Source organism: Bradyrhizobium brasilense (genome assembly GCF_029714345.1).
Classification (GTDB): domain Bacteria; phylum Pseudomonadota; class Alphaproteobacteria; order Rhizobiales; family Xanthobacteraceae; genus Bradyrhizobium; species Bradyrhizobium australafricanum.
Map to the genome: position 1 here is coordinate 2,462,888 of NZ_CP121669.1, position 25,735 is coordinate 2,488,622.

Below are 25,735 nucleotides of genomic sequence, written 5' to 3' on the forward strand. Positions count from 1 at the left end.
GGCTGAGATGGTCAAAGGTTCCGATTTGCTGGTCGCGGCGCTCGAGAATGAGGGCGTGGAGCGGGTGTTCGGCGTCCCGGGCGAGGAGAATCTCGATGTCGTCGAGAGCCTGCGCAAATCCTCGATCAAACTGATCGTGACCCGCCACGAGCAGGCGGCGGCGTTCATGGCGGCGACCTATGGCCGGCTGACCGGTAAGCCCGGCGTCTGCATGACAACGCTCGGTCCCGGCGCGCTCAACCTGACCACCGGCGCCGCCTACGCGCTGCTCGGCGCGATGCCGATGGTGATGCTGACCGGACAGAAGGGCATCTTGAGCAGCCGGCAGGCCAAGTTCCAGATTGTCGACATCGTCAACACGTTTCGCCCGCTGACCAAATTGTCGCTGCAGATCGTCAGCGGCGCGACCATTCCGACGCTGGTTCGCGACGCCTTCCGAATTGCGACGCAGGAACGGCCGGGGCCGGTGCTGCTCGAACTGCCGGAAGATATCGCAGGCGAGGAGATTGCGCCGGTCGAAATGATACCGCCGCATCCGATCGAGATTCCGATCGCGCACGCCGCCGCGCTCGACCGTGCCGCCGACATGATCCTGAAGGCGCAGCGCCCACTGATCATGCTTGGTGCTGCGGCATCGCGTCCGCGTTCGACTGCCGGGATCGGCGACTTCGTGCGGCGCACGAAGATCCCGTTCATCACCACGCAGATGGGCAAGGGCACGGTATCCGGCGGCACCAATCAGTATATGGGAACCGCCGCGCTGAGCGAGCGCGACTACGTGCACGAGGCGATCGACCGCGCCGACCTCATCATCGCGATCGGTCACGACACGGTCGAGAAGCCGCCTTTCATCATGGGCCCGAAGGGGCCGCAGGTGATCCATGTCAGCTACATGCCGGCAACGGTCGAGCAGGTCTATTTCCCGCAATGCGAGGTGATCGGCGATGTCGGGCCGAGCCTCGAATTGCTGGCCGATCGGGTCGAGGGGAAGCTGCCGCATGCCAGCGCGCTGCTCAGCCTGCGCCAAAGCATTCTGGCCAAGATCACCGATCGCGCCACCGAGGGCCGCTGGCCGCCGACACCGCAGCGCATCGTGCACGATGTGCGGCAGGTCATTCCGGAGGACGGCATCGTCGCGCTCGACAACGGCATGTACAAGATCTGGTTCGCACGCAATTATCGCACGCTGCTCGCGAACTCGCTGCTGCTCGACAACGCGCTCGCGACCATGGGCGCCGGCCTGCCGTCGGCGATGATGGCGGCGATGCTGTATCCGAGCAACCGCGTGCTCGCGGTCTGTGGCGATGGCGGCTTCATGATGAACTCGCAGGAGCTCGAGACCGCCGTCCGCCTCAAGCTCAATCTGGTGATCCTGATCCTGGAGGATTCCGCCTACGGCATGATCCGCTGGAAGCAGGCGGTCGACAATTTCCCGGATTTCGGCCTGACCTTCGGCAACCCGGATTTCGTCAAATACGCCGAAAGCTACGGCGCCAAGGGTTCGCGGATCACGAGCACGGATGCGATCGTCCCGACACTGGAACGGGCCTTCTCGGGCGGCGGCGTGCACCTCGTCGTGGTGCCGATCGACTATACCGAGAACAAGCGGGTGCTGGTCGACGAATTGCGCGAGAAGGTGCAGCAGATCGATGTGTCGTAGAGCATGATCCGGACCCGAAGGGCCGCGTTAGCGCAAAGTACGAAGCGGTCTTTCCTCGCGACAAACGCAAAGCGTTTGCGCGGAGATCATGCTCAAACAAGAAGCCAAAGCATTGCTGCGATGGGCAAGGAACGAAAAGCGCTCGGCTTGATTGAACGTAAGCCGCCATGGTAGCACGCCAAGATGTCACGCAATGGCATCACCATTGCGCAGATTGTCGGCGATACCAGATCTGAGAGGTCACGTGACTGCACCAAATCCTGCCGCCGGAAAACCCATCGATCCCGCCTCGCTCGCCAATGTGCCGCGGCTGGTCACTGCCTATTTTGCCGGCAAGCCCGACGCTGGCGATCCCGCTCAGCGGGTTGCGTTCGGCACCTCGGGCCATCGCGGCTCGTCGCTGAAGAATTCCTTCAACGAGGACCATATCCTCGCCACCACGCAGGCGATCTGCGATTACCGGCGCGAGAAGGGTCTCACCGGGCCGCTGTTCATCGGCATCGACACCCATGCGCTGGCCGAGCCGGCGCTGGCCAGCGCGGTCGAGGTGTTCGCGGCCAACGGCGTCGAGATCATGATCGACGCGCAGGGCGGCTACACCCCGACGCCGGTGATCTCGCATGCGATTCTGAGCTACAACAAGGGCCGTAGCGCGGGCCTCGCCGACGGCGTCGTCATCACGCCGTCACACAACCCGCCGGAGGACGGCGGCTACAAGTACAATCCACCGCATGGTGGTCCGGCCGACACCGACGTCACCGCCGTGGTCGAGAAGAACGCCAACCGCTACATCGAGGCCGGTCTCAAGGGCGTCGCGCGGCTGTCCTATGATCGCGCGCGCAAGGCGGCGACCACGCATCTGCACGATTATATCACGCCCTATGTCGCCGATCTCGGCAACACCGTCGATCTCGCGCTGATCAAGTCTGCCGGCGTCAAGATCGGCATCGACCCGCTCGGCGGCGCGGCGGTGCACTACTGGCAGCCGATCATCGCGCGCTACGGCATCAACGCCAGCGTCGTCAATGATGCGGTCGATCCGACCTTCCGCTTCATGACCGCGGACTGGGACGGCAAGATCCGGATGGACTGCTCGTCGCCTTATGCGATGGCGAGCCTGATCGGGATGCGCGACCGTTTCGACGTCGCTTTCGCCAACGACACCGACGCCGACCGCCACGGCATCGTGACCCGCTCGAACGGGCTGATGAACCCGAACCACTTCCTCGCCACCGCGATCGCGTATCTGTTCGCGCACCGGCCGCAATGGAGCAAGGACGCCGCGATCGGCAAGACCATCGTGTCGAGCTCGATCATCGATCGCGTCGCGAAGAAGCTGGGCCGCAAGCTGGTCGAGACGCCGGTCGGCTTCAAATGGTTCGTCGATGGGCTGGGCAGCGGCGGCTTCGGCTTTGCCGGCGAGGAGAGCGCGGGCGCATCGTTCCTGAAGCGCGACGGTTCGGTGTGGACCACCGACAAGGACGGCATCATCCTCGGCCTCCTGGCGGCCGAGATCATCGCCAAGACCGGCCGCGATCCGAGCGAATTGTTCGCCGAGCTGACCGCTGAGCTCGGCGTTCCCTATTACGAGCGCATCGATGTGGCGGCGACGCCGAAGCAGAAGAACGCGCTGAAGGCGCTCGGGCCCGATCAGCTCAACATGACGCAGCTCGCCGGCGATGCCGTGCGCGCGGTCAGGACCAAGGCGCCGGGCAACGACCAGCCGTTCGGCGGCATCAAGGTCGAGAGCGAGGCGGGCTGGTTCGCCGCGCGTCCCTCCGGCACCGAGGATGTCTACAAGATCTACGCCGAAAGCTTCCGCGGGCCGGATCATCTGAAGCAGATCCAGGGCGACGCGCAGGCCGCGATCGCCAAGGTGTTCTGAAAGGCGCGGGCCGGGCGGACCTCATGCGAATATTGTTGACCGGCTCCTCCGGCTGGCTCGGCCGTTTCCTCGCGCCGCGGCTTCGACAGGCCGGCCATGATGTGGTCGGCCTCGACGTCGTCCCGGGCGAGGCGACCGATGTCACAGGCTCGGTAGCCGAACGATCGGTGGTCGAGCGCGTGTTCGCCGAGCGCGGCATCGAGGCCGTGATCCATGGCGGCGCGCTGCACAAGCCCGATATCGCGCGGTTCGGGCCGCAGGCCTTTGTCGACGTCAACGTGTCAGGCACGCTTAACTTGCTGCAGGCAGCAGTGGCTGCCGGCCACGACCGTTTCGTCTTCACCTCGACGACCTCGCTGATGATTTCGCAGGCGATCCGCGACGAGGAAGGCCATGCTGCGGTATGGCTCGACGAGACGACAGGACCGCTCGAGCCGCGCAACATTTACGGCGTGACAAAACTTGCCGCTGAAGGGCTGTGCCGTCTGTACAGCCGCGAGCACGGGCTGAACTGCGCGGTGCTGCGCACCAGCCGCTTCTTCCCCGAGGATGACGATACCATCCGCGACATCCATGGCGAGAACCTGAAGGCGACCGAGCTGCTGTACCGCCGCCTTACCGTCGAGGACGCCGCCGATGCCCATGTCGTGGCGCTGGACAAGATCCGCGGCTTCGAGGTCTTTGTGATCAGCGCGCCGACGCCCTTTGCGCGCAGCGATGTCGCCGACCTGAAGACCGACGCGGCCGGGGTGATCGCGCGCACCTTCCCGGATGCGCCGGCGCTGTTCGCGCGGCGTGGCTGGCGCCTGCCGAAATCGATCGGCCGGATCTACGACGCGAGCAAGGCCGAACGGCTGCTCGGCTTCCGTGCCGGCACGGATTTCGCAGCGGTGCTCGGCGCCTTGCGCAGCGGCGCGCCGCTTCCCTTTGCGCACGATCCCGATTATGTCTCGCCGTCAACGAGGCTCGCAAATGGCTGATTTCCACGGCGTCTTTCCGTACCTGGTGTCCCCGGTCGACCCTGCCGGCCATGTCCGCACCGAGGTGCTGGGCCGGCTCTGCGACGATCTGGTCAAGGCCGGCGTCCACGGCCTGACGCCGCTCGGTTCGACCGGCGAATTCGCCTATCTCAACAATGCGCAGCGCATGCAGGTGGTGGCGACCACGATCGAGGCCGCGCAGGGCCGCGTGCCCGTGGTGGCCGGCGTCGCCTCGACCTCGACGGCGGATGCGGTGGCGCAGGCCAAGGCCTACCAGAAGCGCGGCGCGACCGGCATCCTCGCGATCATGGAGGCGTATTTTCCGGTCGGCGACGCGCAGGTCGAAGCCTATTTCCGCGCCATCGCCGATGCCGTCGACATTCCGGTCGTGATCTACACCAATCCGAATTTCCAGCGCTCCGACCTCACGCTCGACGTCATCGCGCGGCTCGCCGGGCATCCGCGCATCGGCTACATCAAGGACGCCTCGACCAACACCGGGCGGCTGCTGTCGATCATGAACCGTTGCGGCGACAGCCTGAAAGTGTTCTCGGCCTCTGCCCATATTCCGGCCGCGGTGATGCTGATCGGCGGCCATGGCTGGATGGCGGGCCCGGCCTGCATCATCCCGCGGCAAAGCGTCGAGCTCTACAATCTGTGCCGCCGCACCCGCTGGGATGAGGCGATGGCCCTGCAGCGCAAGCTGTGGCGCATCAACGAGGCGTTTGCCCGCTTCAACCTCGCCGCCTGCATCAAGGCCGGGCTCGCGAGCCAGGGCTACGACGTCGGCGATCCCGTGCCGCCGCAGGCGCCGCTCACGGCCGAGCAGCGCAAGGTGGTCGAGGCGGCGTTGCGCGATCTGGGCTGACGCCGTCGGGGGGCTGCGCGGCAAAATGCCGGGCAATCCGCCTTGGCCATGCCAGAAACCTCCGCTTGGTCAGCGCGTTTGTTGCGTGGAGCACAGCAATGAATCGGCGTACCGTCCTTGTCCTGGCCGTGATCGCGGCCGTTCTGCTGATATTCGCGGCCGGCAGCATCCGTCAGGCGCCGTGGAGCGGCCCGGCTGCCCGCGCGGTCGCCGAGCGCGGCGCGCTGTCGGATGCCGAAAAGGCCAATGTCGAGGTCTTCGAGAAGGTCTCGCCGTCGGTCGTGCAGGTGGTGACGCAAACCGCCGCCAATCCGCTGAGCGAGGAGCAGGAGGGCGGCGCGGCGTCGGGCACCGGCATTGTCTGGGACAATGACGGCCATGTCGTCACCAACAACCACGTGGTGCAGAACGCAAGCCAGGTCGCCATCCGCTTTGCCTCCGGCGAAGCGGTGCGAGCCGAAATCGTCGGCACGGCGCCGAACTACGATCTGGCGGTGCTGCGCATCCGCAGCGCGCGCAAGCTGCCGCCGTCACTGGCGCTCGGCAGCTCGGCCGATCTCAAGGTCGGCCAGTTCGCCTACGCGATCGGCAACCCGTTCGGGCTCGATCAATCGATGTCCAGCGGCATCATCAGCGCGCTCAAGCGCCGGCTGCCGACCTCGAGCGGGCGCGAGATCTCCAATGTGATCCAGACCGACACCGCGATCAATCCGGGCAATTCGGGCGGCCCGTTGCTCGATTCCGCCGGCCGGCTGATCGGCGTGACCACGGCGATCCTGTCGCCGTCGGGCTCGAATGCCGGCATCGGCTTTGCGATCCCGGTCGACATCGTCAATCGCGTGGTGCCCGAGCTGATCCGCAACGGCCGCGTGCCGACGCCGGGGATCGGCATCGTGACCGCGAATGAGGCCGTCGCCACCCGTATCGGTGCCGAAGGATTGATCGTGGTGCGCACGACACCTGGGTCGCCGGCCGAGCGCGCCGGGCTACGCGGGGTCGACATGTCGACCGGTGAGCTCGGCGACGTGATCACCGCGGTCGACGGCAAGCCGGTGCACCGGCTCTCCGATCTGGCCGACCAGCTCGAGCAGATCGGGGTCGGCAAGAAGGTGCGGCTCAGCGTGAACCGCGACGGCTCGGCGCGCGATGTCGAAGTCGCCATCGTCGATATCGGCCGGGCGCAATAATGTCGTCACTGCCCTGACGCGTGCCACCGGATTGTGCTTTCGCGCGCCGCGCGACGAGACGCCTGTCCTCCGGCCGGCGCGTGGTTGTCAGGCCGCCAAAATCCGCTAAAACCCCCGCCAAATTCTCTGGAAATTCTTGGAAGCTCGAAGGACCCTCTGATGAACATTCTTCCCGGCAATATGCGTTTTGGTGCGGGCCAGCCAGTCAAGCGTCTGGAAGACCAGCGGCTGGTCACCGGGAAGGGGCATTTCATCGACGACAAGCCGCAGGACGGTGCGCTCTGGCTGCACGTGCTGCGCTCGCCGCACGCCCACGCCAACATCAAGGCGATCGACGCCAGGGCGGCGCTGGAGATGCCGGGCGTCAAGGCCGTCTATACCGGCGCCGACCTCGTCAAGGACGATATCGGCACGCTGCCGACGCTTGCGATCTTCAAGCGGCCCGACGGCTCGCCGATGACCGTGCCGCCACGGCGCCTGCTGGCGCATGATGTGGTGCGTTACGCGGGCGAGGGCGTCGCGGCCGTGGTCGCGACCTCGCGGGTGCTGGCGCAGACCGCGGCCGAGGCGATCGAGATCGATTACGAGGTGCTGCCCTCGGTGGTTGATCCGGTCGATGCGATCAAGCCCGGTGCGCCGGCGGTCTGGCCGGAGGCGCCCGACAACATCGTGGCCGCGATGAGCTATGGCGACGCCGCCAAGGTCGAGGAAGCCTTCGCCAATGCCGCGCACAAGGTGTCGCTCGATCTGGTCAGCCAGCGCCTGGTGCCGTCGGCGATGGAGCCGCGCTCGACCATTGCCGAGATCGAGAAGAAGACCGGACGGCTGATTCTCCACGTGCAGTCGCAGACCCCGGGCTCGACCCGCGACCTGCTGGCGGAATCGATCCTGAAGCGGCCGAAGGACAGCGTACGCGTGCTGGTCGGCGACATCGGCGGCGGCTTCGGGCAGAAGACCAGCCTGTATCCGGAAGACGGCATCGTCGCCTATGCCGCGACGAAGCTGAACGAGAAGATCCGCTGGCGCGGCGACCGCACCGACGAGTTCGTCGGCGGCACCCATGGCCGCGATCTGACCTCGACCGGCGAGTTCGCGCTCGACGCCAAGGGCCGCGTGCTGGCCTACCGGGTGCGCTCGATCGGTGGTACCGGGGCCTATTCGTCGGGCACCGCCAACATCATTCCGCTGGTGCTCGGACCGTTCGTGCAGACCGGCGTCTACGATTTGCCACTGGTGCATTTCGAGGTGAAGTCGGTGATGACCCACACCGCGCCGGTCGGCGCCTATCGCGGCGCCGGCAGGCCCGAGGCGGTGTTCATCGTCGAGCGGCTGTTCGACGCCGCCGCGCGCCAGATCGGCATGGACCCGCGCACCATCCGCAAGGTCAACTACATCAAGCCGGCGCAGCTGCCCTACACCAACGCGGTTGGGCAGGTGTACGATTCCGGTGCCTTCGCGCACATGCTGGAGCGCGCGTCCGATTTGGCCGACTGGAACGGCTTTGCCGCGCGCAAGAAGGCGGCGAAGAAGAAGGGCCTGCTCTACGGCCGCGGCCTGACCAGCTACATTGAGTGGACCGGTGGCCGCGCCCACACCGAGAACGTCTCGCTGCACGCGACCGCCGAGGGCCGCGTCATCCTGCATTCCGGCACCATGGCGATGGGGCAGGGCCTCGCCACCACCTACACCCAGATGATCGCTGATACGCTCGGCATCGCCATGGACAAGATCGACGTCGTCCAGGGCGACACGGACCTCGCCACCGGCTTCGGCAGCGTCGGCTCGCGCTCGCTGTTCGTCGGCGGCACCGCGGTTGCGGTCTCCACCAACGACATGATCAACAAGGCGCGCGACAAGGCTTCCAATCTGCTGGAAGCCTCCGTCGAGGACATCGAGTATCGCGACGGCTTCCTCACCGTGGTCGGCACCGACAGGCGCATCAGCCTGTTCGAGATCGCGGCTAAGGAAAACAGCGCAAAGCTCTCGGTCGAGAGCGAGGGCAATGTCGACGGGCCGAGCTGGCCGAACGGCACGCATATCTGCGAGGTCGAGATCGATCCGGAGACCGGCGTCACGCGGGTGGTGCGCTACACCACGGTCGACGACGTCGGCGTCGCGGTCAATCCGATGCTGGTGACGGGGCAGGTGCATGGCGGCGTTGTCCAGGGCATCGGCCAGGCGTTGTACGAAGGCGTGGCCTACAGCGAGGAAGGCCAGTTGCTGACTGCGAGCTATCAGGACTATTGCATCCCGCGCGCGGACGACATTCCGCCGATCACGGTGACGCTCGATGGCTCCGCGCCGTGCAAGACCAATCCGCTGGGCGCCAAGGGCTGCGGCGAGTCCGGCGCGATCGGCGGGCCGCCCTGCATCACCAACGGCGTGATGGATGCGCTGAGCGAGGTCGGGATCACCCAGCTGAACACGCCGCTGACGCCGTCGAAGATCTGGCAGGCGATTCGCGACGCCAAGGCGACGGCCGTTTAGCCGTCATTCCGGGGCGACGCGCAGCGTCGAACCCGGAAGCTCGCGCCACAACATCGAGGTTCCCCGGTGCGCAATTGCGCACCTGAGGTTCATCGCTCTGCGATGCCCCGGAACGACGGGGCTACAGCCCCAGCACCATCTTCGCGATGATGTCGCGCTGGATCTCGGACGATCCGCCGAAGATCGTATAGGCGCGGCCGTTGAGATATTCCGGCACCACCGGCAGCAGTTCTTCGGGGATCGCCGGCTCGTGGTTGAGCCGGTAGAACGGCCGCGCCGGCTCGACGGCAAGCCCGTCCTGGCCGATCACGTCGACGCCGAGCCGCGTCACTGCCTGGCGGATCTCGCTGACCCTGAGCTTGATCAGCGACGACACCGCGCCGGGATTCTGCCCGGTCTGCAGCGCCGACAGCACCCTGAGCTCGGTCATCTCGAGCGCATCGATATCGACCTCGACCTCCGACATCCGGACCGCGATATCGGGATCCTCGATGGCGCGGCCGGTAACCTCGGAGCCAGCGAGATCGGTGATCGTCTTCAGCGCCTCGCGCAGCTTGGCGGACGCGATGCCGGAGCCGCGCTCGAATTCGAGCAGATATTTGCCGTAGGTCCAGCCCTTGCCTTCCTCGCCGACGCGATTGGCGATGGGAACGCGGACGTCGTCGAAGAACACCTGGTTGACCTCGTGGTCGCCGCCGATGGTCAGGATCGGGCGCGTGGTGATACCCGGCGTCTTCATGTCGATCAGGATGAAGCTGATGCCCTCCTGCTGCCGCTCGCCGTCGCTGGTGCGCACCAGCGCGAACATGCGGTTGGCGTGGTGGGCGTGCGTGGTCCAGATCTTGGTGCCGTTGATGATGTAGTCGTCGCCGTCGCGCACCGCGCGCGTTTTCAGCGAGGCGAGGTCGGAGCCCGAGCCCGGCTCGGAATAGCCCTGGCACCAGTAATCCTCGCCGGAGAGAATCCGCGGCAGGTAAAAGTTCTGCTGCTCGGGCGAGCCGAACCCGATGATGACGGGGCCGACCATCTTGACGCCCATCACGTTGACATTGGGCACGCCGGCGCGGGCGCATTCGGCCTCGAAGATCCAGCGCTGTGCCGGCGTCCAGTCCGGTCCGCCATGCTCCACCGGCCAGCCCGGCGCGCCCCAGCCCTTCTTGTGCAGCGCGCGCTGCCAGGCCATGCCGATGTCGGGATCGGAGAACACCGACGGCGTCAGCGCGGTGGCGCGCTTCATCTCCGGCGTCAGGCTCCCGGCAATGAAATCGCGGACTTCCTGCTCGAAAGCGCGTTCCTCGGCGCTGAAGGTGAGATCCATGGTGCGCTCTCCGTTAGGCGTGGGCGCGGCCGCTGAGCGCGGCGTGGCGGCGATAATGATGGGCGCTGTTGCCGAACAGCGTATCGAACGCGAGCAGCCGCTTGAAATAGGCGCCGATGTCGAGCTCCTCAGTGACGCCCATCGCGCCGTGCAGCTGCACCGCCTGTTCGGCGACGAAGCGCGCGCATTTGCCGATCTTCGCCTTGGCGCCGGATGCCGCACGGCTGCGGGCCACGGGCTCGGCATTGGCCATCAGCGCGGCGCGCAACGCCATCGAGCGCGCCTCGTCGACCTGCATCGCTACGTCGGCGAGGCGATGGCGGATCACCTGGTTGGCCGATAGCGGCCGGCCGAACTGTTTGCGGATTTTGGTATATTCGAGCGTGGTGTCGAGCAGCGTCTGCATGATGCCGACCGCCTCCGCGCCGAGCGCGGCCATCGCGCGGTCGACCACGGTTTCGATCGCGGGTAGCGCATCGCTGCCGTCGCCGAGCAGCGCATCGGCCGGCAATTGCACATCCTTCAGATCGAGATTGCAGCCGCGCCCGCCGCCGAGCCGCGCGTAGTCGCGCAGAGTGAGCCCGGGCGTCCCCGCCGGCACCAGGAACAGGCCAAGCTTGCCGGACGCACCATTGGCGTTGGCGATACGGGCCGAGACGATGATCTGGTCGGCTGCCGCGCCGTCGAGCACGGCGATCTTGCTGCCGTTCAGGCGCCAACCGTCGGCCGTCTTGCTGGCCGTCGTGTCGACATGAGCGAGGTCGAAGCGCGCGGCGCGCTCCGAATGCGCGAAGGTGAGCGTAAGCTTGCCCTCGGCAACATCAGGGAGGATCGCCTGCTTCTGCGCCTCGGTGCCGCATTCGGCGACCAGCGCGGCGCCGATCACGACCGTGGATAGGAACGGCTCGGACACCAGCCCGCGGCCGAATGCTTCCATCAACAGTCCGATCTCGATCGCGCCGCCGCCGAGCCCGCCATGGGCTTCGCTGATCGGCAGCGCCAGCCAGCCGAGCTCGGCGAACTGTTTCCAGATCGCGGGCGAATAGCCCAGCGGATCGTTCGCCGCTTTCTTGCGATGCTCGGGGTTAAAGGTTTCCGCCACGAAGCGGTCGGCACTTTCGCGCAGCAGGCGCTGCTCGTCGCTGAGGGTGAGGTCCATCTGGCTTGCTACACGTTGGCGGTTTTCTTGACGGAGGGATGCAGACCCGCGGGGTCGACCACCATGCCGAATTCCTGAAGGTTGTGGGCGTGGCAGAGCTGATGCAGCGCGAAGGCCTGATCGATCGCGGCAGGCTGCCCCATGATGTCGATCGAGCGGTTCACCGCCTCCTTGGAAAGCTTCAGCGCAAAGGCGGGCTTTGCGGCAATCCGCCGCGCCAGCGCCAGCGTGAACGACGACAGATCGCCGCGCGGCACCACGTGATTGACCATGCCGAGACGATGCGCCTCGTCGGCACTCCAGACGTCGGCGGTGAACAGCATCTCCTTGGCCTTGCGCGCGCCGAGCTCCCAGGGATGCACGAACCATTCGACGCCGCAGACGCCCATCGTCACCACGGGGTCGCAGAACTCGGCATCGTTGCTGGCAACGATCAGGTCGCAGGCCCAGGCCAGCATCAGTCCGCCGGCAATGCACTTGCCGTGTACCTCGGCGATGGTCGGCTTTGCCAGATTGCGCCAGCGCCTTGTGATCTGCAGGTAGATCTCCTGCTCGCGCGCGAAGCGGCCATGGGCGTTGGGCTCGGCGAAGCCGCCCCAATTTCCAACTGGCGGGAAATCGACACCGGCCTGGTTCTTGGCCCCTGGCCTGAGATCGTGACCGGCCGAGAAATGCGGGCCGTTGCCGGCGAGGATGATGACCTTGACCGCGTCGTCCTGCACCGCCCGGTCGAAGGCGGCGTTGAGGTCGTAGGTCATCTGCAGGTTCTGGGCGTTGCGGGCCTCGGGGCGGTTCATCACGATCCGCGCGATCGCGGGCTCGGGCCGTTCGACAACAATCGTCTCGAATTGTTCAGACGCCAATGGATCCTCCCGCGATCGATTTTTTCGCCATGATGAACGGCGCGGGCAGGGATAGGCAAGCGTCATCATCCGCAAAAGAAGCCGCGAAATCCGCCGCACGGGATTATCCGGCGAAAATCTGTTACGCTGACGCAGAATCCACCCGGGGAGGACCATCTTCATGCGCAAGCTTTGGACCGTGCTCGCAGCGCTGGCGACATTGAGCCTGACCAACTGCGGCTACAACGCGATCCAGACCAGTGACGAGCAGGTGAAGTCGAGCTGGTCGGAGGTGGTGAACCAGTACCAGCGGCGCGCCGATCTCGTGCCCAACCTGGTCAACTCCGTGAAGGGCTTTGCGCAGCAGGAGAAGGACGTGCTGCTCGGCGTCACCAACGCGCGCGCCAAGGTCGGCAGCATCCAGGCAACGCCCGAGGTGCTCAACGACCCGGCCGCGTTCCAGAAGTTCACACAGGCGCAGGGAGAATTGACCAGCGCGCTGTCGCGGCTGCTGGTCGTCACAGAAAACTATCCGCAGCTGAAATCGGACGCGCTGTTCCGCGACCTGATGGCGCAGCTCGAGGGCACCGAGAACCGCATCACGGTAGCGCGCAATCGCTACATCAAGGCAGTGCAGGACTACAATGTCGGCATCCGCACCTTCCCGAACAATCTGACCGCGATGGCGTTCGGCTACAAGGAGAAGCCCAACTTCACGGTCGACAATGAAAAGGAAATATCGACCGCGCCGAAGGTCGATTTCAATAATCCGTCGCCGACCCCGGCGCCGTCGAAATAACGCCGGCGTGCGCGCATCGCGATGACCGCCGCACGCGTTATCCTGCTCGCCTTCCTGCTGGGCTTGGTCTGCCCGGCATGGGCCGAGGTCGCGGTGCCTCCGCTCACCGGCCGCGTCGTCGACCAGACCGGGACGCTGTCCGCCGGCGATATCGCATCGCTGACCGACCGGCTGAAGGATCTGGAGACTCGCAAGGGCAGCCAGATCGCGGTCCTGATCGTGCCGACCACCGGCGAAGAAACCATCGAGCAGTTCTCGATCCGCGTGGCCGAGGCCTGGAAGATCGGGCGCAAGAAGATCGACGATGGTGCGCTCCTTGTCGTCGCCAAGAACGACCGGCATTTGCGCATCGAGGTCGGCTACGGCCTCGAAGGCGTGCTGAGCGATGCCGTCACCCATCGCATCATCGACGAAGACATCACGCCGAAATTCAAGGCCGGCGATTTCGCCGGCGGCATCTCGGCCGGCGTCGACCGGATGATCCGCCTGATCAATGGCGAGCAATTGCCGGCGCCGGAGCCCGAGCATTGGCAAGGGCCGAACCTGGTCGACTTCGCCAATCCGGTGACAATCTTTATCGTCATCATCGTGGCCGGCGTGTTGCGTGGGATACTGGGACGGTTGTTGGGCTCGGTTGCGACCGGCGGTGTCGTCGGCGTCTTCACCTGGATGGTGGCCGGCTCGCTTGCCACGGCGCTGGTGGTCGGCCTGTTCGCCGCCGTTGCGGCGCTGATCTTCGGCGGATTGAACTTTGGCGGTCCGGCGGCAGGCTCGGGACCGTACCGGCGCGGCGGCGGTTATTCCGGCGGCTGGTCCGGCGGCGGGGGCTGGAGCAGCGGCTCGAGCTCGAGCGATAGCGGCGGCTTCAGCGGCGGAGGCGGCAGCTTCGGCGGCGGCGGCGCCTCGGGGAGCTGGTAGGCATGGGCATCAAGCGTATCGGCAAGCATCTGCTCGAACACCGCTGGCGGGTGCGGCGTGATTTTCCGCCGCGCGTGCTCGACGCCATCGAGCGGGCGATCAAGGCCGGCGAGGCCACTCATTCCGGCCAGATCCGCTTCGTCGTCGAGGGCGCGCTCGACGGCGTGCCGCTGTTCCGCAATCAGGCTGCGCGGGAGCGCGCGCTCGACGTGTTCTCGCACCTGCGGGTCTGGGACACCCATCAGAACAATGGCGTCCTGATCTATCTGTTGCTCGCCGACCGCGACGTCGAGATCGTCGCGGACCGCGGCATCGACGCGAAGGTCGGCCATGCCGGCTGGGAGGCGATCTGCCGCACGATGGAAACGGATTTCCGGGCAGGCCGCTTCGAGCAGGGCGTGATCGAGGGGATTGAGGCGGTGTCGCGCGAGCTGGCGAAGTATTTTCCGCCGCCGGCCGGCCCGAATGAGCTGCCGGACAAGCCGGTGGTGATTTAGGGATTGAGTGGTCGGGTGCTCTTCATCCTCCCCTGGTGGGACCCTGGAGGGGGAGGATGAGAAGACCGCCTTTTACGCCTTCACCGATGGCCGCGCGCCGACGCGGTTGAACCAGGCGACGACGTTGGCGTTCGACTGGTCCAGCGGCTGGCCGACCTGGTTGCCGAAATCGAGCCAGCAATAGAGCAGCATGTCGGCGAGCGTGAAGCGCTTGCCGCAGATATAGTCGCGGCCGTCGGCCATCTGGTCATCGAGCCATTTGATGCGGTTGGCGGCGATCATCTTCAGGCCGGGCGAGGCTTCGGGTGCAACGGGAATGCGCTTCTCGAAGAATTTCAGCGCTTCGCCGAAGCGGTAGCCGTTGGCCAGCGGCTCGGCGATGTTGAGATCGACGCGGCGCGTCCACATCCGGCATTCCGCGCGCTCTTCCGGCGTGGTGCCGATCATCGCGGGCGAGGGGTGCTTCTCCTCGAGATATTCGCAGATCGCCGTGATCTCGGAGAGGTAGTTGCCGCAGTCCAGCTCGAGCGCCGGCATCTGGCCGTGCGGATTGCGCTTCAGGTGTTCCGTCTCGCGGTTCTCGCCCTTGCGCAGGTCGACGGTCTGTTTGGGTATCTCGATGCCCTTTTCCGCCATGAACATGCGCACGATGCGCGGATTGGGTCCGATCGAGTCGTAAAGCTTCATGGTCCTCGCTCCCTGTTTTCTTCAGCGTTGTTGTTGCCGCTGTTGAACAGGCCGGGCGCGGATTTGTCAAATGTGAAGGTGCTCGGTCGCCCGAACGTCATTGCGACCCGTTGGCTCGCAACGACGGGGAAGAACTGAGCTCAATCGTCGAGCTTGTTGAGGTCGCGCACCGACTGCATGATCGGCTCGAAATTCGAGCGCGCATCGAGCGCGTCGAACAGTTGCGCGGTGTCCTCGAGCAGCCCGTGCGAGCGCTGCAGCGCGATCCGGACATCGTCCTGCGGCGTATCGGACAGCCGGCCATGACCCGACAGCAGGATCTTCGAGTTGAGGCCCTTCAACCGCTCCAGCGACTGGATGTAGTCGGCGATCGAGCCGGAGCCGAACACGCCGCCCATCACGCCGCCGGGCATCAGCGTGTCGGCGGCGAACAACAGGCCCTTGTCCTGGTCGAACAGCGTGATGCAGGCCGAGGTGTGGCCGGGCGTGTACATCACGTTGAGGCGGAAATTGCCGAGGTCGATCAGGTTGCCTTCCTCGAGCCAGATGTCGATATCGATCGGCACGTTCGGCTCGTTGAACATCTTGCGCAGCATCGAGAAATCGTCGCGCAGCATGATCTTGTTGGCGGCGAGCCGGTGCGCGGCGATATAGGCGCTGCCGTGGAAATGATAGGCCGCGCCGATGTGGTCGAGGTGTTCATGGCTCAGCACCACCATATCGATCATCTCGGGCGTCACCCCGAGATGGTTGAGGCAGGCAATGAGCGACGGATAATTGCTCGACAGTCCGACGTCGATCATGATCGTCCGCTTGCTGCCGCGCACCAGATAGGCGTTCGCCGCGCGGTTCTTGAAGCGGATCTGATAGACGTCGTCGGCGGCCTGGATCAGTGTTGCGACCTCGGCGTCGAACAGCGTCTTGAACGGGCTTGGCTTGCGGTCGCTCATGGTGTTGCCGCCGTCCGGTAAGTGACCGCGTTGGATGCGCGCAGGCGCTTCGAGAGCGCATCCATCACCATCAGCGCAAACGCCGGTTGTTGGCTGACCAGATAGACGAAGCGGGCGTGGTTGATCCGCATCACCCGCGTCGCGGGCGCGGAGGCGATGGCGGTCGCCGAGCGCGCCGAGCCGTCGATCACGGCCATCTCGCCGAAGAACTCGCCCTTGCCGAGGCTGACGATAACAGTCTTGTTTCCGCGATCGATCTTGGCGATGTCGACCTTGCCGTCGAGCACGACAAACAGCTCACGGCCGGTCGAGCCTTCCTCAAAGATGACGTCATCGACACCAAATTCCTTGATGCATTTCTCGATCGTCATGGCGCTCTCCTGCCTTCTGGCTGGAAGATGGCGGTATGTTAATCGGGAAAGCGCCGCGCGCAAACGGAAGCGGCGCAGATTGCCGCAGGGCAGCATCGCCCAAATCCGGCCCGGAAAACTCCCTAAAATTTAGGTAATGGCGGAGCGGGGTAACCATTTCGCAAGCAATAAAAGTTACCGAATTGTCAACCTAGTCTGGAGACTTTGAACGTGAGTGAGCAGCAGAGCGAGCCGGTCAGCGGTCAAACCGGCGCCGAAATGGCGGCGAAAAGCGAGCCCGTGATGGCCGCGACCGGTGTCGAAGCTCCCCGGCTTGCGCCCGAGCAGGAAGAGACGTCGCCAAAGGCGGACGCGCCCCGGATGCACGCGCCCAAGATTGAACCCTCGAAGCTTGAACCGTCCGGGATCGAGCCCAAGATCGAGTCCATGATCGAGCCGAGGGTCGAGGCCAAGGTCGAGCCGACCAATATGGACGTGCCCAAGGTCGAGACCGGCAAGCGGGAAGAACCGCATTTTCCGGGCAAGCTGATGATCATGGCGCCGGGTGACCGCACCTGGGACCATGAGGCAACCGCATCCAGGCCGGGCGCCGAGCAGGCGGCCAAGGCGGCAGGCAAGCCGGCCGGCACGCGCCGGATCGGGGCGATGGCCGCGGTGATTGCGCTGGCGACCGTGGCCGGCGCCATCGGCGGTGCGCTCGCGACCGCAGGGCTCGGCCATCTTGCCACCCCCGCCGTTGCTTCCGCGACCGATACGGCTGCCAGGGACGCGGCGGCGAAGGAAGCGGCCGATGCCGCGCTCGCCCGGATCGAATCCGAGGTCGCCGCGCTGAAGGCCAGCGTCGAGCAGACCGCCAAGGCCGGCCAGGCCCAGTTCAGCAAGGCCAGCGACCGGATCGAGAAGGTCGAGAAGGCCCAGGCCGAGCCGATGGCCAAGCTCAACAAGCTCAGCGAGGCGGTCGACAAGCTCCGCGCCACGCCGCAGACGACCGCCGCCGCGGCGACGCCCGCCCGCGAGGTCACGGGCTCGATCACCCCGGCGACTGCCGCGGCGGCCCCAGCCGCGCCCAGGCCCGAGGTCGGCCGCCTGCCGGTGGTCGACGGCTGGTCGCTGCGCGACGTCGGCAATGGCGGCGCGCTGATCGAGGGCCGCGGCGGCATCTACGAGGTCTATGCCGGCGACCCCGTTCCGGGTCTCGGCCGCGTCGACGCCATCCGCAAGCAGGACGGCCGTTGGGTGGTCGTCACCAGCAAGGGCCTGATCGTCTCTCGCTGATCGCCGAAACGCGACAACACCAAGGCGCTTCACCACGATGTGAAGCGCCTTTCTTCTTGAATAGGGTTTGCCGCGCGGTGTTAGTGGGGGCATGAGCCGTGCGCTGAAATGCCTCCTGCTGATGTCCGTTCTGCTCTGCGGCGTCGCGCCTGCACGTGCCGCCGAGGATCGCACGCTCGAGCGCGGCGCGGCTGTCATCGATCCCGCCATCCTGCGCGAGCTCGATCATGGCCGCTTCAACCTCGGCCGGATGCTCGCGCCGGAGCGTTCCGCCGACACGCCGCTGTCCAACCGCGATCTGTTCGGGCTCGCCGCGATGGTTCCGGTGCGCGAGGCGCTGGATCGCGAGTTCGATCGCTACGTCGCAAAACATAAGGCAAGCCTGCCGAATGAGAGCATCGGCGTCGGCGACGGCTTCGCCTTTCAGCTGTTCGACCGGGCGCTGCTTGCATCCCCCGACGTCCGCTTCGTGCTGTCAGGCATCGTCAACCGCATGGACCGCGCCTATGTGGCGCCGAAAGATTGCGGTGAAATCCGGTTGATCTACCGGCTGACCCGTACCGATGTGCCGCCGATCGGCGAGAACGCGGTGTCGCAACGGCTGCCGATGACGCTGAACTTCGTGCTGAAGGCGAAAGGCGACGGCAACGACGCATCGCTTGGCTGCCGCGAAATCGCGCGGCGCTGGCTCGCGACCGGCAGTGCACCGCCGGTGATGGAGAAACTGCTCGGCAAGGACGGTCCGCTCGACCTGATCGATGCGCGCAATATCGATCGCATCGAGACCAATCTGCAGATCGCGCACGCGCCGAAATCCGCGGTGCGCGATTTCCGCACCGACTATCTGCTCAAAGTGTTCGATTATGACGGCGCGGCAAAGCGGTTTGCCGAAGCGCCGCTGGAGAACCAGATCGATCGCGACCGCATTTTGGCGGACGAGGCACTGAGGCGCGACTTCAAGGCGTGGCTGCTCGATCCCAAACATTTTGCCGAGCTCGATCGCGGCACCTTGCTGATCCCCGATCGCTTCCTCGCGACCGCAGCGGTCGCGCCGACGCCGACCGGTTTCGATGTCAGCGAGCTGGAGCCCGAGTTCGGCATGGTGCAGGGCGAGGGCACGGCCGGCAATGCGGTGTTCTCCGATGGTGACGTCGTCGGCGCCTTGCAGAAGGCTGCGGCCGACGGAACGAAGCTGCAGAACATCCAGTCGCTGGCCGGCTTCGAGCGGCGCCTCAACGATGTCACCTGCGCCGGCTGCCACCAGACCCGCGGCATCGGCGGCTTCCATTTCCCCGGCGTCGACTGGATGGCGGCAAAGCCGTCGAACTCCACCGTGGTGCCGGCCTCGCCGCATTTCTTCGGCGACCAGCCTCGCCGCCGCGATATCCTTGCAAGCTTCCGCGACGGCAAGGCGCCGGACTTTTCGCGCGGCTTCTCCAACCGGCCGCAGCAGCGCGGCAGCGCGGAGCTTGCCGGCACCGAATACAGCGACGGCTGGGGCGCGCACTGCTATCTGCCGGGCGCGAGGCCCGCCGAGAGCGATCGCAGCTTCCGCGGCTGGACCTGCGCCGAGGGCCTTGCCTGCCAGGTGGCCGGGAAGGCCTCGCGCATCGGCATGTGCTTCGTGAAGGGCCGGTGATTTCGGCCGGAACCGAAGCGGCTGCGCGTCATTATTTGATGCTACATTCCGCGTCGCGACCACGCCCCGAACAGCCCAGCCTTGAGCGGAGACCGGCCGATGAGTGCTCCCGAGGACGACAAGCAGCGCGACCGCGAGATCGCGGCCAACGAGGCCGAGCGTCAGGCGGTCAGCGCCGTCCGCGTCAGCAGCTGGGCGATCGGGCTCGCGGTCATCATCGGCATCATCGTTGTGGCCATCGTCTGGGCCTGGATGAAGCGCTGAAGCGACGCTCGACGGAGATCGATCCGCTACGCCACAGCGCCCGACGCGCGCAGCTTCTGGATCGTGGCCTCGTCGTAGCCGGCCTGGCGCAGGATCTCGTCGGAATGCTCGCCGACCTCGGGCGGCTTGCGCGGCTGCACCTTCCTCGCGCCGTCGATGAAGATCGGGCTGTTGACGGTCAGCATGGTGTCGTTCTCGAACCGCACCAGCACCTCGTTCTCGATCATCTGCTTGTCGTTCGGGATGTCGTCGAGGATGCCGACGACGCCGAACACGAGACCATTGCCGTCGAGGATCTTGCGCCATTCGGCGAGGTCCTTGCCGGCGAACACCTCGTCGAAGATCTTGATCAGCTCGACCGAGCGCGCATGGCGGTCCGCCTTGGTGGCGAAGCGGGCATCGGCGACGAGGTCCTCGCGGCCCATGCAGCGCGCCAGCGTCGGCCATTGCCGGTCTTCGTTGAGCAGCGACAGGATCAGCCAGCGGCCGTCCTTGCACTTATAGTGGTTGGTGACCGCGTTCAGCGCCTCTTCGCGCGGCTTGCGCTTCTTGAACTTGGCGCCGGCGAGCTTGGCCTGCGCCAGCACGCCATTGGCCCAGACGCCGTTGGCCATCAGATTGGTCGAGACGTGCGAGCCCTTGCCGGTCTTCTCGCGCTGGAACAGCGCGGTGACGATCGCGCCGTAGAACGCCATCGCGCAGGGGTGATCGCCCATGCCGGCGACCGAACGGGCCGGCGTGGTCTCCTCGTCGGCGCGCACCAGATCCATCAGGCCGGAGCGGGCCCAATAGGCGTTGGAGTCGAAGCCGGGCTTGTTGGCCTCTTCGCCCTTCTCGCCATAGCCGGTGAAGGAGGCGTAGATCAGCCGGTCGTTGAGATGGGCGAGATGATCGTAGGTGATGCCGAGCTTTGCGCGCACCTGCGGCGGCATGTTGGTGATGAACACGTCGGCCTCGGCGACGAGCTTGTACAGCACCTGCTGCGCGTCAGGCTTGGTGAGGTCGAGCGCGAGGCTCTTCTTGTTGCGGGCCTCCAGCATCCACGCGAAATTGTGCTCGCTCGATGGATAGCCGGGCAGATTGGGCAGATTGCGATAGGGATCGCCGGCGCCGGGCGGCTCGATCTTGATGACGTCGGCGCCGAAGTCGGACAGCACGGTGGCGGCCGCGGGCGCCGCGATGAAGCTCGCGCAGTCCAGGACCTTGAGCCCGTCAAAAATGCCTTTTTCCATCGTGCCGTCGCTCCCGTGGCGCTTGTTGGTGTTTTTCCGGTAGCTGGAATTATCGCAAGCAATGATCCCGATCGGACCGCCATTTGACCCATCTGGGGGGCACGATGCAACGGCACTTTCTTACCCTCACTTTCACCCTCCCCTGGAGGGCAGGGCTATCGCATATGCCCCTTGGCGACCGCGCAAGTGCTTGGCCTCGTGGTTCGAGACGCGCCGCAAGCGGCGCTCCTCACCATGAGGGTCTACTATTGTGCCGCAAAACAAGACCTCATCCTGAGGAGCCCGCCGAAGGCGGGCGTCTCGAAGGATGGCCACAAGGACACCGCCACGAAATGCGATAGCCCTGGCCTCCAGGGGAGGGTGAAGCGCTTACTCCACCCCCGCCATCAGCGCCGCATTGCCGCCCGCGGCGGCGGTGTTGATCGTGATCGTCTGCTCGGTGGCGAAGCGTGCGAGGTAATGCGGGCCGCCGGCCTTGGGGCCGGTGCCGGACAGGCCGCTGCCGCCGAACGGCTGCACGCCGACCACCGCGCCGATCATGTTGCGGTTGACATAGATGTTGCCGACCTGGAGGCGGTCGATCACGTGCTCGATCGTGTCGTCGATGCGGGAATGGATACCGAGCGTCAGCCCGAACCCGGTCGCCTCGATCGCGGTCAGCACCTCGCCGAGCTTGTCGGCGCGATAGCGCACCACGTGCAGGATCGGGCCGAACACCTCTTCCTTCAGTTGCCCGGCCGCCGACAGCTCGAAGATGTGCGGCGCGACGAAATTGCCTGACGGCGCCTCGCCGGCGAGATGCACCCGCGCCTCCTGCTTCATTTGCGCGATATGCGCATCGAGCCGCTGCTTGGCGTCGGCATCGATCACCGGTCCGATATGCGTCGACGGTTCGGAGGGATCACCGATCTTCAATTCGCGCGCGGCGCCGGCGATCATCTCGATCATGCGGTCGGCGACGTCGTCCTGCACGAACAGCAGCCGCAGCGCCGAGCAGCGCTGGCCGGCGGAGCGGAACGCCGAGGTCACGACGTCGTCGGCGACCTGCTCCGGCAGCGCGGTGGCGTCGACGATCATGGCATTGATGCCGCCGGTTTCGGCGATCAGCGGCACGATCGGGCCGTCCTTGGCGGCGAGCGTGCGGTTGATCGACCGCGCGACCTCCGTCGAGCCGGTGAAGACGACCCCGGCGATGGCGGGATGCGCCACCAGCGCGGCGCCGACCGCGCCGTCGCCCTGGACCAGATGCAGTGCCGATGGCGGCACGCCGGCCTGATGCAGCAGGGCAACCGCTTCGGCTGCGATGCGCGGCGTCTGCTCGGCCGGCTTTGCGATCACCGCATTGCCCGCCATCAATGCCGCCGTCACCTGGCCGAGGAAAATCGCGAGCGGGAAATTCCACGGCGAGATCGCGACGAACGCGCCGCGGCCGTGCAGCTCCAGCACGTTGCTTTCGCCGGTCGGCCCCGGCATCGTCTCGCCTTCGCCGAACAGCTTTTGCCCCAGCGCGGCATAATAGCGGCAGAAGTCGATCGCCTCGCGCACTTCCGATAGCGCATCATCGAGGGTCTTGCCGCCCTCGCTTTGCAGCAGAGCGAGGAAATGGTCGCGGCGCTGCTCGAGCAGCTCCGCGGCCTTGTCCAGGATCGCCGCGCGTTTTGTCGCCGGCGTGGCGTTCCAGGCCTTGAAGCCGCGGCGCGCCGCGGCAACGGCGGCATTCGCCTGCTCGGTTGTTGATGGGGTGATCGAAGGCGGGGCCTTGCGCTCGGCTGCGATCGCCGATGTCATCGTGTCGAGCGCTTTGCGTTCGCCGAATTCGATGCCGTGCGAGTTCTCGCGCTGCGGCCGATAAAGCTCGGCCGGCAACGGAATCGCGGAGTGCGACGCCTTGTCGTCGGTGCCGACGATCTCGGCCGGGCGGCGCAGCAGGTCCACGATGGACACGCGATTGTCCGCGGCCAGCGCCACGAAGGACGAGTTGGCGCCGTTCTCGAGCAGCCGCCGCACCAGATAGGCGAGCAGGTCGCGGTGGCTGCCGACCGGCGCATAGGTCCGGTGGGCGATCTCGGGCCTGTCCTCGCCGAGCTGGGCGTAGAGCGCTTCGCCCATGCCGTGCAGCCGCTGGAATTCGAAGCTTGAGGGATCGTCGGCGAGTTCGAGGATGGTTGCGACCGTCAGCGCGTTGTGGGTGGCGAATTGCGGAAACAGCCGAGGCCGCAGCGCCAGCAGCTTGCGCGCACAGGCGACGTAGTTCAGGTCGGTCATCGCCTTGCGGGTGAACACCGGATAGCCATCGAGCCCGCGCTCCTGCGCGCGCTTGATCTCGGTGTCCCAATAGGCGCCCTTGACCAGGCGCACCATCATCCTGCGATCGAGCGCACGCGTCAGCGCATCGACATAGTCGATGACGTCGGCGGCGCGCTTCTGATAGGCTTGGATTGCGAGGCCAAAGCCGCTCCAGCCGGCGAGCGAGGGGTCGGCGAATGCGGCGGCGATGACGTCGAGCGACAGCTCCAGCCGGTCGGCCTCCTCGGCATCGATGGTGAAGTTGAGGTCGAATGCCTTGGCGCGGCGCGCGAGATCGATCAGCTGCGGCACCAGCTCGGTCATCACCCGCGCGTGGCTCACCGCCTCGAAGCGCGGATGCAGCGCGGAGAGTTTCACCGAGATGCCGGGCCGGTCGGGCAGGGGCTGGTCGCCGGCCGCCTTGCCGATCGCCTCGATCGCGCGGGCGTAGGATTCGAAATAGCGATGGGCATCGTCGGCGGTGCGCGCACCCTCGCCGAGCATGTCGAACGAATAGCGCGAGCCGCGCGCCGTGTGCGATTGCGCGCGCGACAGCGCCGCCTCGATGGTCTCGCCGAGCACGAAATGGCTACCCATCAGCCGCATCGCCTGCCGTGTCGCGGCGCGCACCGCCGGCGCACCGAGTCGCTTCGTCAGCCGCCCGATCGTGCCCTGCGGCGTCTCGCCGGGCTGGATCACGCGGGCCGACATGCCGAGCGCCCAGGCCGAGGCGTTGACCAGGAACGCGCTCGATCTGGTCTCGTGGTTGACGAAGTCGCCCTGACCGAGCTTGTCCTCGATGAACTGGTCGGCGGTGCGCGCGTCCGGCACCCGCAGCAGCGCCTCCGCCAGCACCATCAGCGCCAGCCCTTCCTTGGTCGACAGCGCGAACTCCCGCAGCATGTCCTCGACCCCGCCGAGCGGATCGTCATTGGCCCGGATCGCCTCGATCAGGCGGGTTGCCGCGCGGTCGATCCGTGCCTCCGCCTCTGCGCCAAGCTTCGCGTCCTGACGCAGGCGGGCGGCGATGGCGCTGTCGTCTGGCGCATACGGCGCGCTGAACGGGGGCGGGAGCGGCAACGGGTCTGGCATGGCGGTTCCTTGAGATTGTGTGGGAACACGTACGCGCTAGTGAACCGTAGTTCGATAGACAAATTAGCAGATTTGCCTTAGAAAATCAGGATCAATTCGAGAATTACCGTAGATATGACAGAAATCGACAAGACTGACCGCAAAATCCTCTCGATCCTGCAAGGGGATGGCCGGATTGCCAATGTGGAGTTGGCGGAAAGGATCGGCCTATCGCCGACCTCGGTCGGCGAACGGTTGAAGCGGCTGCAGCGCGACGGCTTCGTCGAGGGCTATGGCGCGCGGCTCAATCCGCACCGGCTCGGGCTTGGTCTGCTGGTGTTTGTCGAGGTGCTGCTCGACAAGACCACGCCCGATGTATTCGAGAAGTTCGCCAGGGCGGTCCAGACCGCGCCGGAAGTGCTCGAGTGTCACATGGTGGCCGGCGGCTTCGACTATCTGGTCAAGGCGCGGGTCGCCAACATGACCGCCTATCGCAGGTTTCTCGGCGAGACCCTGCTGGCGCTGCCGGGCGTGCGCGAGACGCGAACCTACGCGGTGATGGAGGAAGTCAAGCGCGACGCGCCGCTGCCGGTCTGATCCACAGCCATGCGCCGGATGTCTTGGCATCGCGACACGCCCGCGATAATCCTTTGGTCGAGTTGGGGCGGTGGTTCATGAAAGACGCTGATCAGCCGATACGAATGAAGCGGGCCGGATTTGCCGGCGCGCTTGCTGTGCTCATGCTGTCGTTGCCGTCGGCCATGCCGGCCCGCGCGGCCGAGCTCAGCTCCGGCATCCTGCAGCTCTACACCTCGGTCTCGATCTATCCGCCGTCGGCGACGGGGATGACCGTCTGTTACGGCTTCGTCTGCCGGCGTCGCGAGATGCTCGACTTCAGCGCAGCCGACCGGGCGGCGCTGGCCAAGATCATGGCCACGGGCCGCGCCAATGCCGCCGCCGAACGCGCGGCCGTGCAAAAGGCCGTGATCTGGTTCGACCGGCGCATGGGGCCGATCCTCGGCACCGACAAGCGCGTGGCGAAAGCGGATTTCCGCGCCAACGACGACAAGCACAATTATGATTGCTGGGACACGACGCGGAACACGACCAGCCTGATGCTGGTGATGCGGGCGTGGAACCTGTTCAGGTTTCATGACGTCGGGGATCCCCACTATCGCGGATTTTCGTTGGCGCAAACGCCGCACAACACCGCCGTTCTCGTCGAGCGCGCGAGCAAGGTGGAATGGGCTGTCGATCTCTGGCCCCGCGGCTATCTGCAACCGCCTGATGTCATGACCGTCGCCAAATGGGTGACGGAAGATTGAACGGCTGAGCGTCGTAGCTGCGCGTTCCGCGCTGT

22 protein-coding genes are annotated in these 25,735 nt (G+C 66.0%); 14 read left to right on the forward strand and 8 right to left on the reverse strand.

What is annotated here, in order from left to right; all coding sequences use genetic code 11:
- The first annotated feature begins 7 nt into the window (after positions 1–7).
- The 6 genes from QA635_RS11355 (at position 8) to QA635_RS11380 (ending at position 9,067) form a co-directional block, all read left to right on the forward strand.
- Positions 8–1,660, forward strand: a complete 1,653-nt coding sequence (locus tag QA635_RS11355; RefSeq protein ID WP_283068969.1) for an acetolactate synthase large subunit — start codon at positions 8–10, stop codon at positions 1,658–1,660.
- A gap of 244 nt (positions 1,661–1,904) precedes the next feature.
- Positions 1,905–3,545, forward strand: coding sequence for a phosphoglucomutase (alpha-D-glucose-1,6-bisphosphate-dependent) (gene pgm, locus QA635_RS11360; protein ID WP_283068971.1), 1,641 nt, complete (start codon positions 1,905–1,907; stop codon positions 3,543–3,545).
- Positions 3,546–3,568: 23 nt separating this feature from the next.
- A complete protein-coding gene (locus QA635_RS11365; RefSeq protein ID WP_283068972.1) occupies positions 3,569–4,525 on the forward strand; it encodes an NAD-dependent epimerase/dehydratase family protein in 957 nt (318 codons plus the stop codon).
- Positions 4,518–5,393: a dihydrodipicolinate synthase family protein gene (locus QA635_RS11370; RefSeq protein ID WP_168855765.1), complete on the forward strand. Its 876-nt coding sequence runs from the start codon at positions 4,518–4,520 to the stop codon at positions 5,391–5,393. The genes QA635_RS11365 and QA635_RS11370 overlap by 8 nt, the downstream gene beginning before the upstream one ends.
- Before the next feature lie 98 nt (positions 5,394–5,491).
- Complete coding sequence (locus QA635_RS11375) at positions 5,492–6,580, forward strand: S1C family serine protease (RefSeq protein WP_283068975.1); 1,089 nt, start codon at positions 5,492–5,494, stop codon at positions 6,578–6,580.
- Between the two features lie 159 nt (positions 6,581–6,739).
- A complete protein-coding gene (locus QA635_RS11380) occupies positions 6,740–9,067 on the forward strand; it encodes a xanthine dehydrogenase family protein molybdopterin-binding subunit (RefSeq protein WP_283068977.1) in 2,328 nt (775 codons plus the stop codon).
- 121 nt (positions 9,068–9,188) lie between these two features.
- On the opposite strand, the gene QA635_RS11385 is transcribed toward QA635_RS11380, so the two are convergent.
- From QA635_RS11385 to QA635_RS11395, 3 genes are read right to left on the reverse strand one after another with little or no spacing between them, the layout of a single operon-like run.
- Positions 9,189–10,385 (reverse strand): acyl-CoA dehydrogenase family protein, encoded by a 1,197-nt coding sequence (locus QA635_RS11385; RefSeq protein ID WP_283068979.1) that lies wholly within the window; start codon positions 10,383–10,385, stop codon positions 9,189–9,191.
- 13 nt (positions 10,386–10,398) lie between these two features.
- Complete coding sequence (locus QA635_RS11390) at positions 10,399–11,544, reverse strand: acyl-CoA dehydrogenase family protein (RefSeq protein ID WP_283068981.1); 1,146 nt, start codon at positions 11,542–11,544, stop codon at positions 10,399–10,401.
- An 8-nt stretch (positions 11,545–11,552) separates the two neighbouring features.
- Positions 11,553–12,407, reverse strand: a complete 855-nt coding sequence (locus tag QA635_RS11395) for an enoyl-CoA hydratase (protein ID WP_038386235.1) — start codon at positions 12,405–12,407, stop codon at positions 11,553–11,555.
- Positions 12,408–12,567: 160 nt separating this feature from the next.
- On the opposite strand from QA635_RS11395, the gene QA635_RS11400 reads away from it, so the two are divergent.
- The 3 genes from QA635_RS11400 to QA635_RS11410 are packed head-to-tail and all read left to right on the forward strand — an operon-like array spanning position 12,568 to position 14,600.
- The gene (locus QA635_RS11400; protein WP_283068982.1) at positions 12,568–13,185 is read left to right on the forward strand and encodes a LemA family protein; all 618 of its coding nucleotides are present in this window, start codon (positions 12,568–12,570) and stop codon (positions 13,183–13,185) included.
- Between the two features lie 21 nt (positions 13,186–13,206).
- The gene (locus QA635_RS11405; protein WP_283068984.1) at positions 13,207–14,103 is read left to right on the forward strand and encodes a TPM domain-containing protein; all 897 of its coding nucleotides are present in this window, start codon (positions 13,207–13,209) and stop codon (positions 14,101–14,103) included.
- A gap of 2 nt (positions 14,104–14,105) precedes the next feature.
- Positions 14,106–14,600 (forward strand): TPM domain-containing protein, encoded by a 495-nt coding sequence (locus QA635_RS11410; RefSeq protein WP_283068987.1) that lies wholly within the window; start codon positions 14,106–14,108, stop codon positions 14,598–14,600.
- 72 nt (positions 14,601–14,672) lie between these two features.
- Here the strand turns inward: QA635_RS11410 and QA635_RS11415 are convergent, their stop codons facing one another.
- The 3 genes from QA635_RS11415 to QA635_RS11425 all read right to left on the reverse strand — a co-directional run bounded on the left by QA635_RS11415 (position 14,673) and on the right by QA635_RS11425 (position 16,608).
- Positions 14,673–15,287 carry a glutathione S-transferase family protein gene (locus QA635_RS11415; RefSeq protein WP_283068989.1) on the reverse strand — a complete coding sequence of 205 codons (615 nt, stop codon included), beginning with the start codon at positions 15,285–15,287 and terminating at the stop codon, positions 14,673–14,675.
- Positions 15,288–15,427: 140 nt separating this feature from the next.
- Positions 15,428–16,237 (reverse strand): MBL fold metallo-hydrolase, encoded by an 810-nt coding sequence (locus QA635_RS11420; protein WP_069279480.1) that lies wholly within the window; start codon positions 16,235–16,237, stop codon positions 15,428–15,430.
- The gene (locus QA635_RS11425; RefSeq protein WP_018273297.1) at positions 16,234–16,608 is read right to left on the reverse strand and encodes a Crp/Fnr family transcriptional regulator; all 375 of its coding nucleotides are present in this window, start codon (positions 16,606–16,608) and stop codon (positions 16,234–16,236) included. Before QA635_RS11425 ends, QA635_RS11420 begins: the two co-directional genes overlap by 4 nt.
- A 204-nt stretch (positions 16,609–16,812) precedes the next feature.
- Between QA635_RS11425 and QA635_RS11430 the strand changes: the two genes are divergently transcribed.
- From QA635_RS11430 to QA635_RS11440, 3 genes are all read left to right on the forward strand, one after another.
- A complete protein-coding gene (locus tag QA635_RS11430; RefSeq protein WP_283068993.1) occupies positions 16,813–17,883 on the forward strand; it encodes a hypothetical protein in 1,071 nt (356 codons plus the stop codon).
- Positions 17,884–17,974: 91 nt separating this feature from the next.
- Complete coding sequence (locus QA635_RS11435; protein ID WP_283068994.1) at positions 17,975–19,522, forward strand: hypothetical protein; 1,548 nt, start codon at positions 17,975–17,977, stop codon at positions 19,520–19,522.
- A 99-nt stretch (positions 19,523–19,621) separates the two neighbouring features.
- Positions 19,622–19,786 (forward strand): hypothetical protein, encoded by a 165-nt coding sequence (locus QA635_RS11440; protein ID WP_176731389.1) that lies wholly within the window; start codon positions 19,622–19,624, stop codon positions 19,784–19,786.
- A gap of 26 nt (positions 19,787–19,812) precedes the next feature.
- Here QA635_RS11440 and QA635_RS11445 read toward each other — a convergent pair whose 3' ends face one another.
- Positions 19,813–21,018 carry a CaiB/BaiF CoA transferase family protein gene (locus QA635_RS11445; protein ID WP_225646481.1) on the reverse strand — a complete coding sequence of 402 codons (1,206 nt, stop codon included), beginning with the start codon at positions 21,016–21,018 and terminating at the stop codon, positions 19,813–19,815.
- A gap of 369 nt (positions 21,019–21,387) precedes the next feature.
- Positions 21,388–24,396 carry a bifunctional proline dehydrogenase/L-glutamate gamma-semialdehyde dehydrogenase PutA gene (gene putA / locus QA635_RS11450; protein WP_283068997.1) on the reverse strand — a complete coding sequence of 1,003 codons (3,009 nt, stop codon included), beginning with the start codon at positions 24,394–24,396 and terminating at the stop codon, positions 21,388–21,390.
- A gap of 114 nt (positions 24,397–24,510) precedes the next feature.
- Between putA and QA635_RS11455 the strand changes: the two genes are divergently transcribed.
- Both QA635_RS11455 and QA635_RS11460 read left to right on the forward strand, forming a co-directional pair.
- Positions 24,511–24,972: an Lrp/AsnC ligand binding domain-containing protein gene (locus QA635_RS11455; RefSeq protein ID WP_038386239.1), complete on the forward strand. Its 462-nt coding sequence runs from the start codon at positions 24,511–24,513 to the stop codon at positions 24,970–24,972.
- 104 nt (positions 24,973–25,076) lie between these two features.
- Entirely contained in the window at positions 25,077–25,700 is a 624-nt protein-coding gene (locus tag QA635_RS11460; RefSeq protein ID WP_425249182.1) for a hypothetical protein, read from the forward strand.
- Positions 25,701–25,735 lie beyond the last annotated feature (35 nt).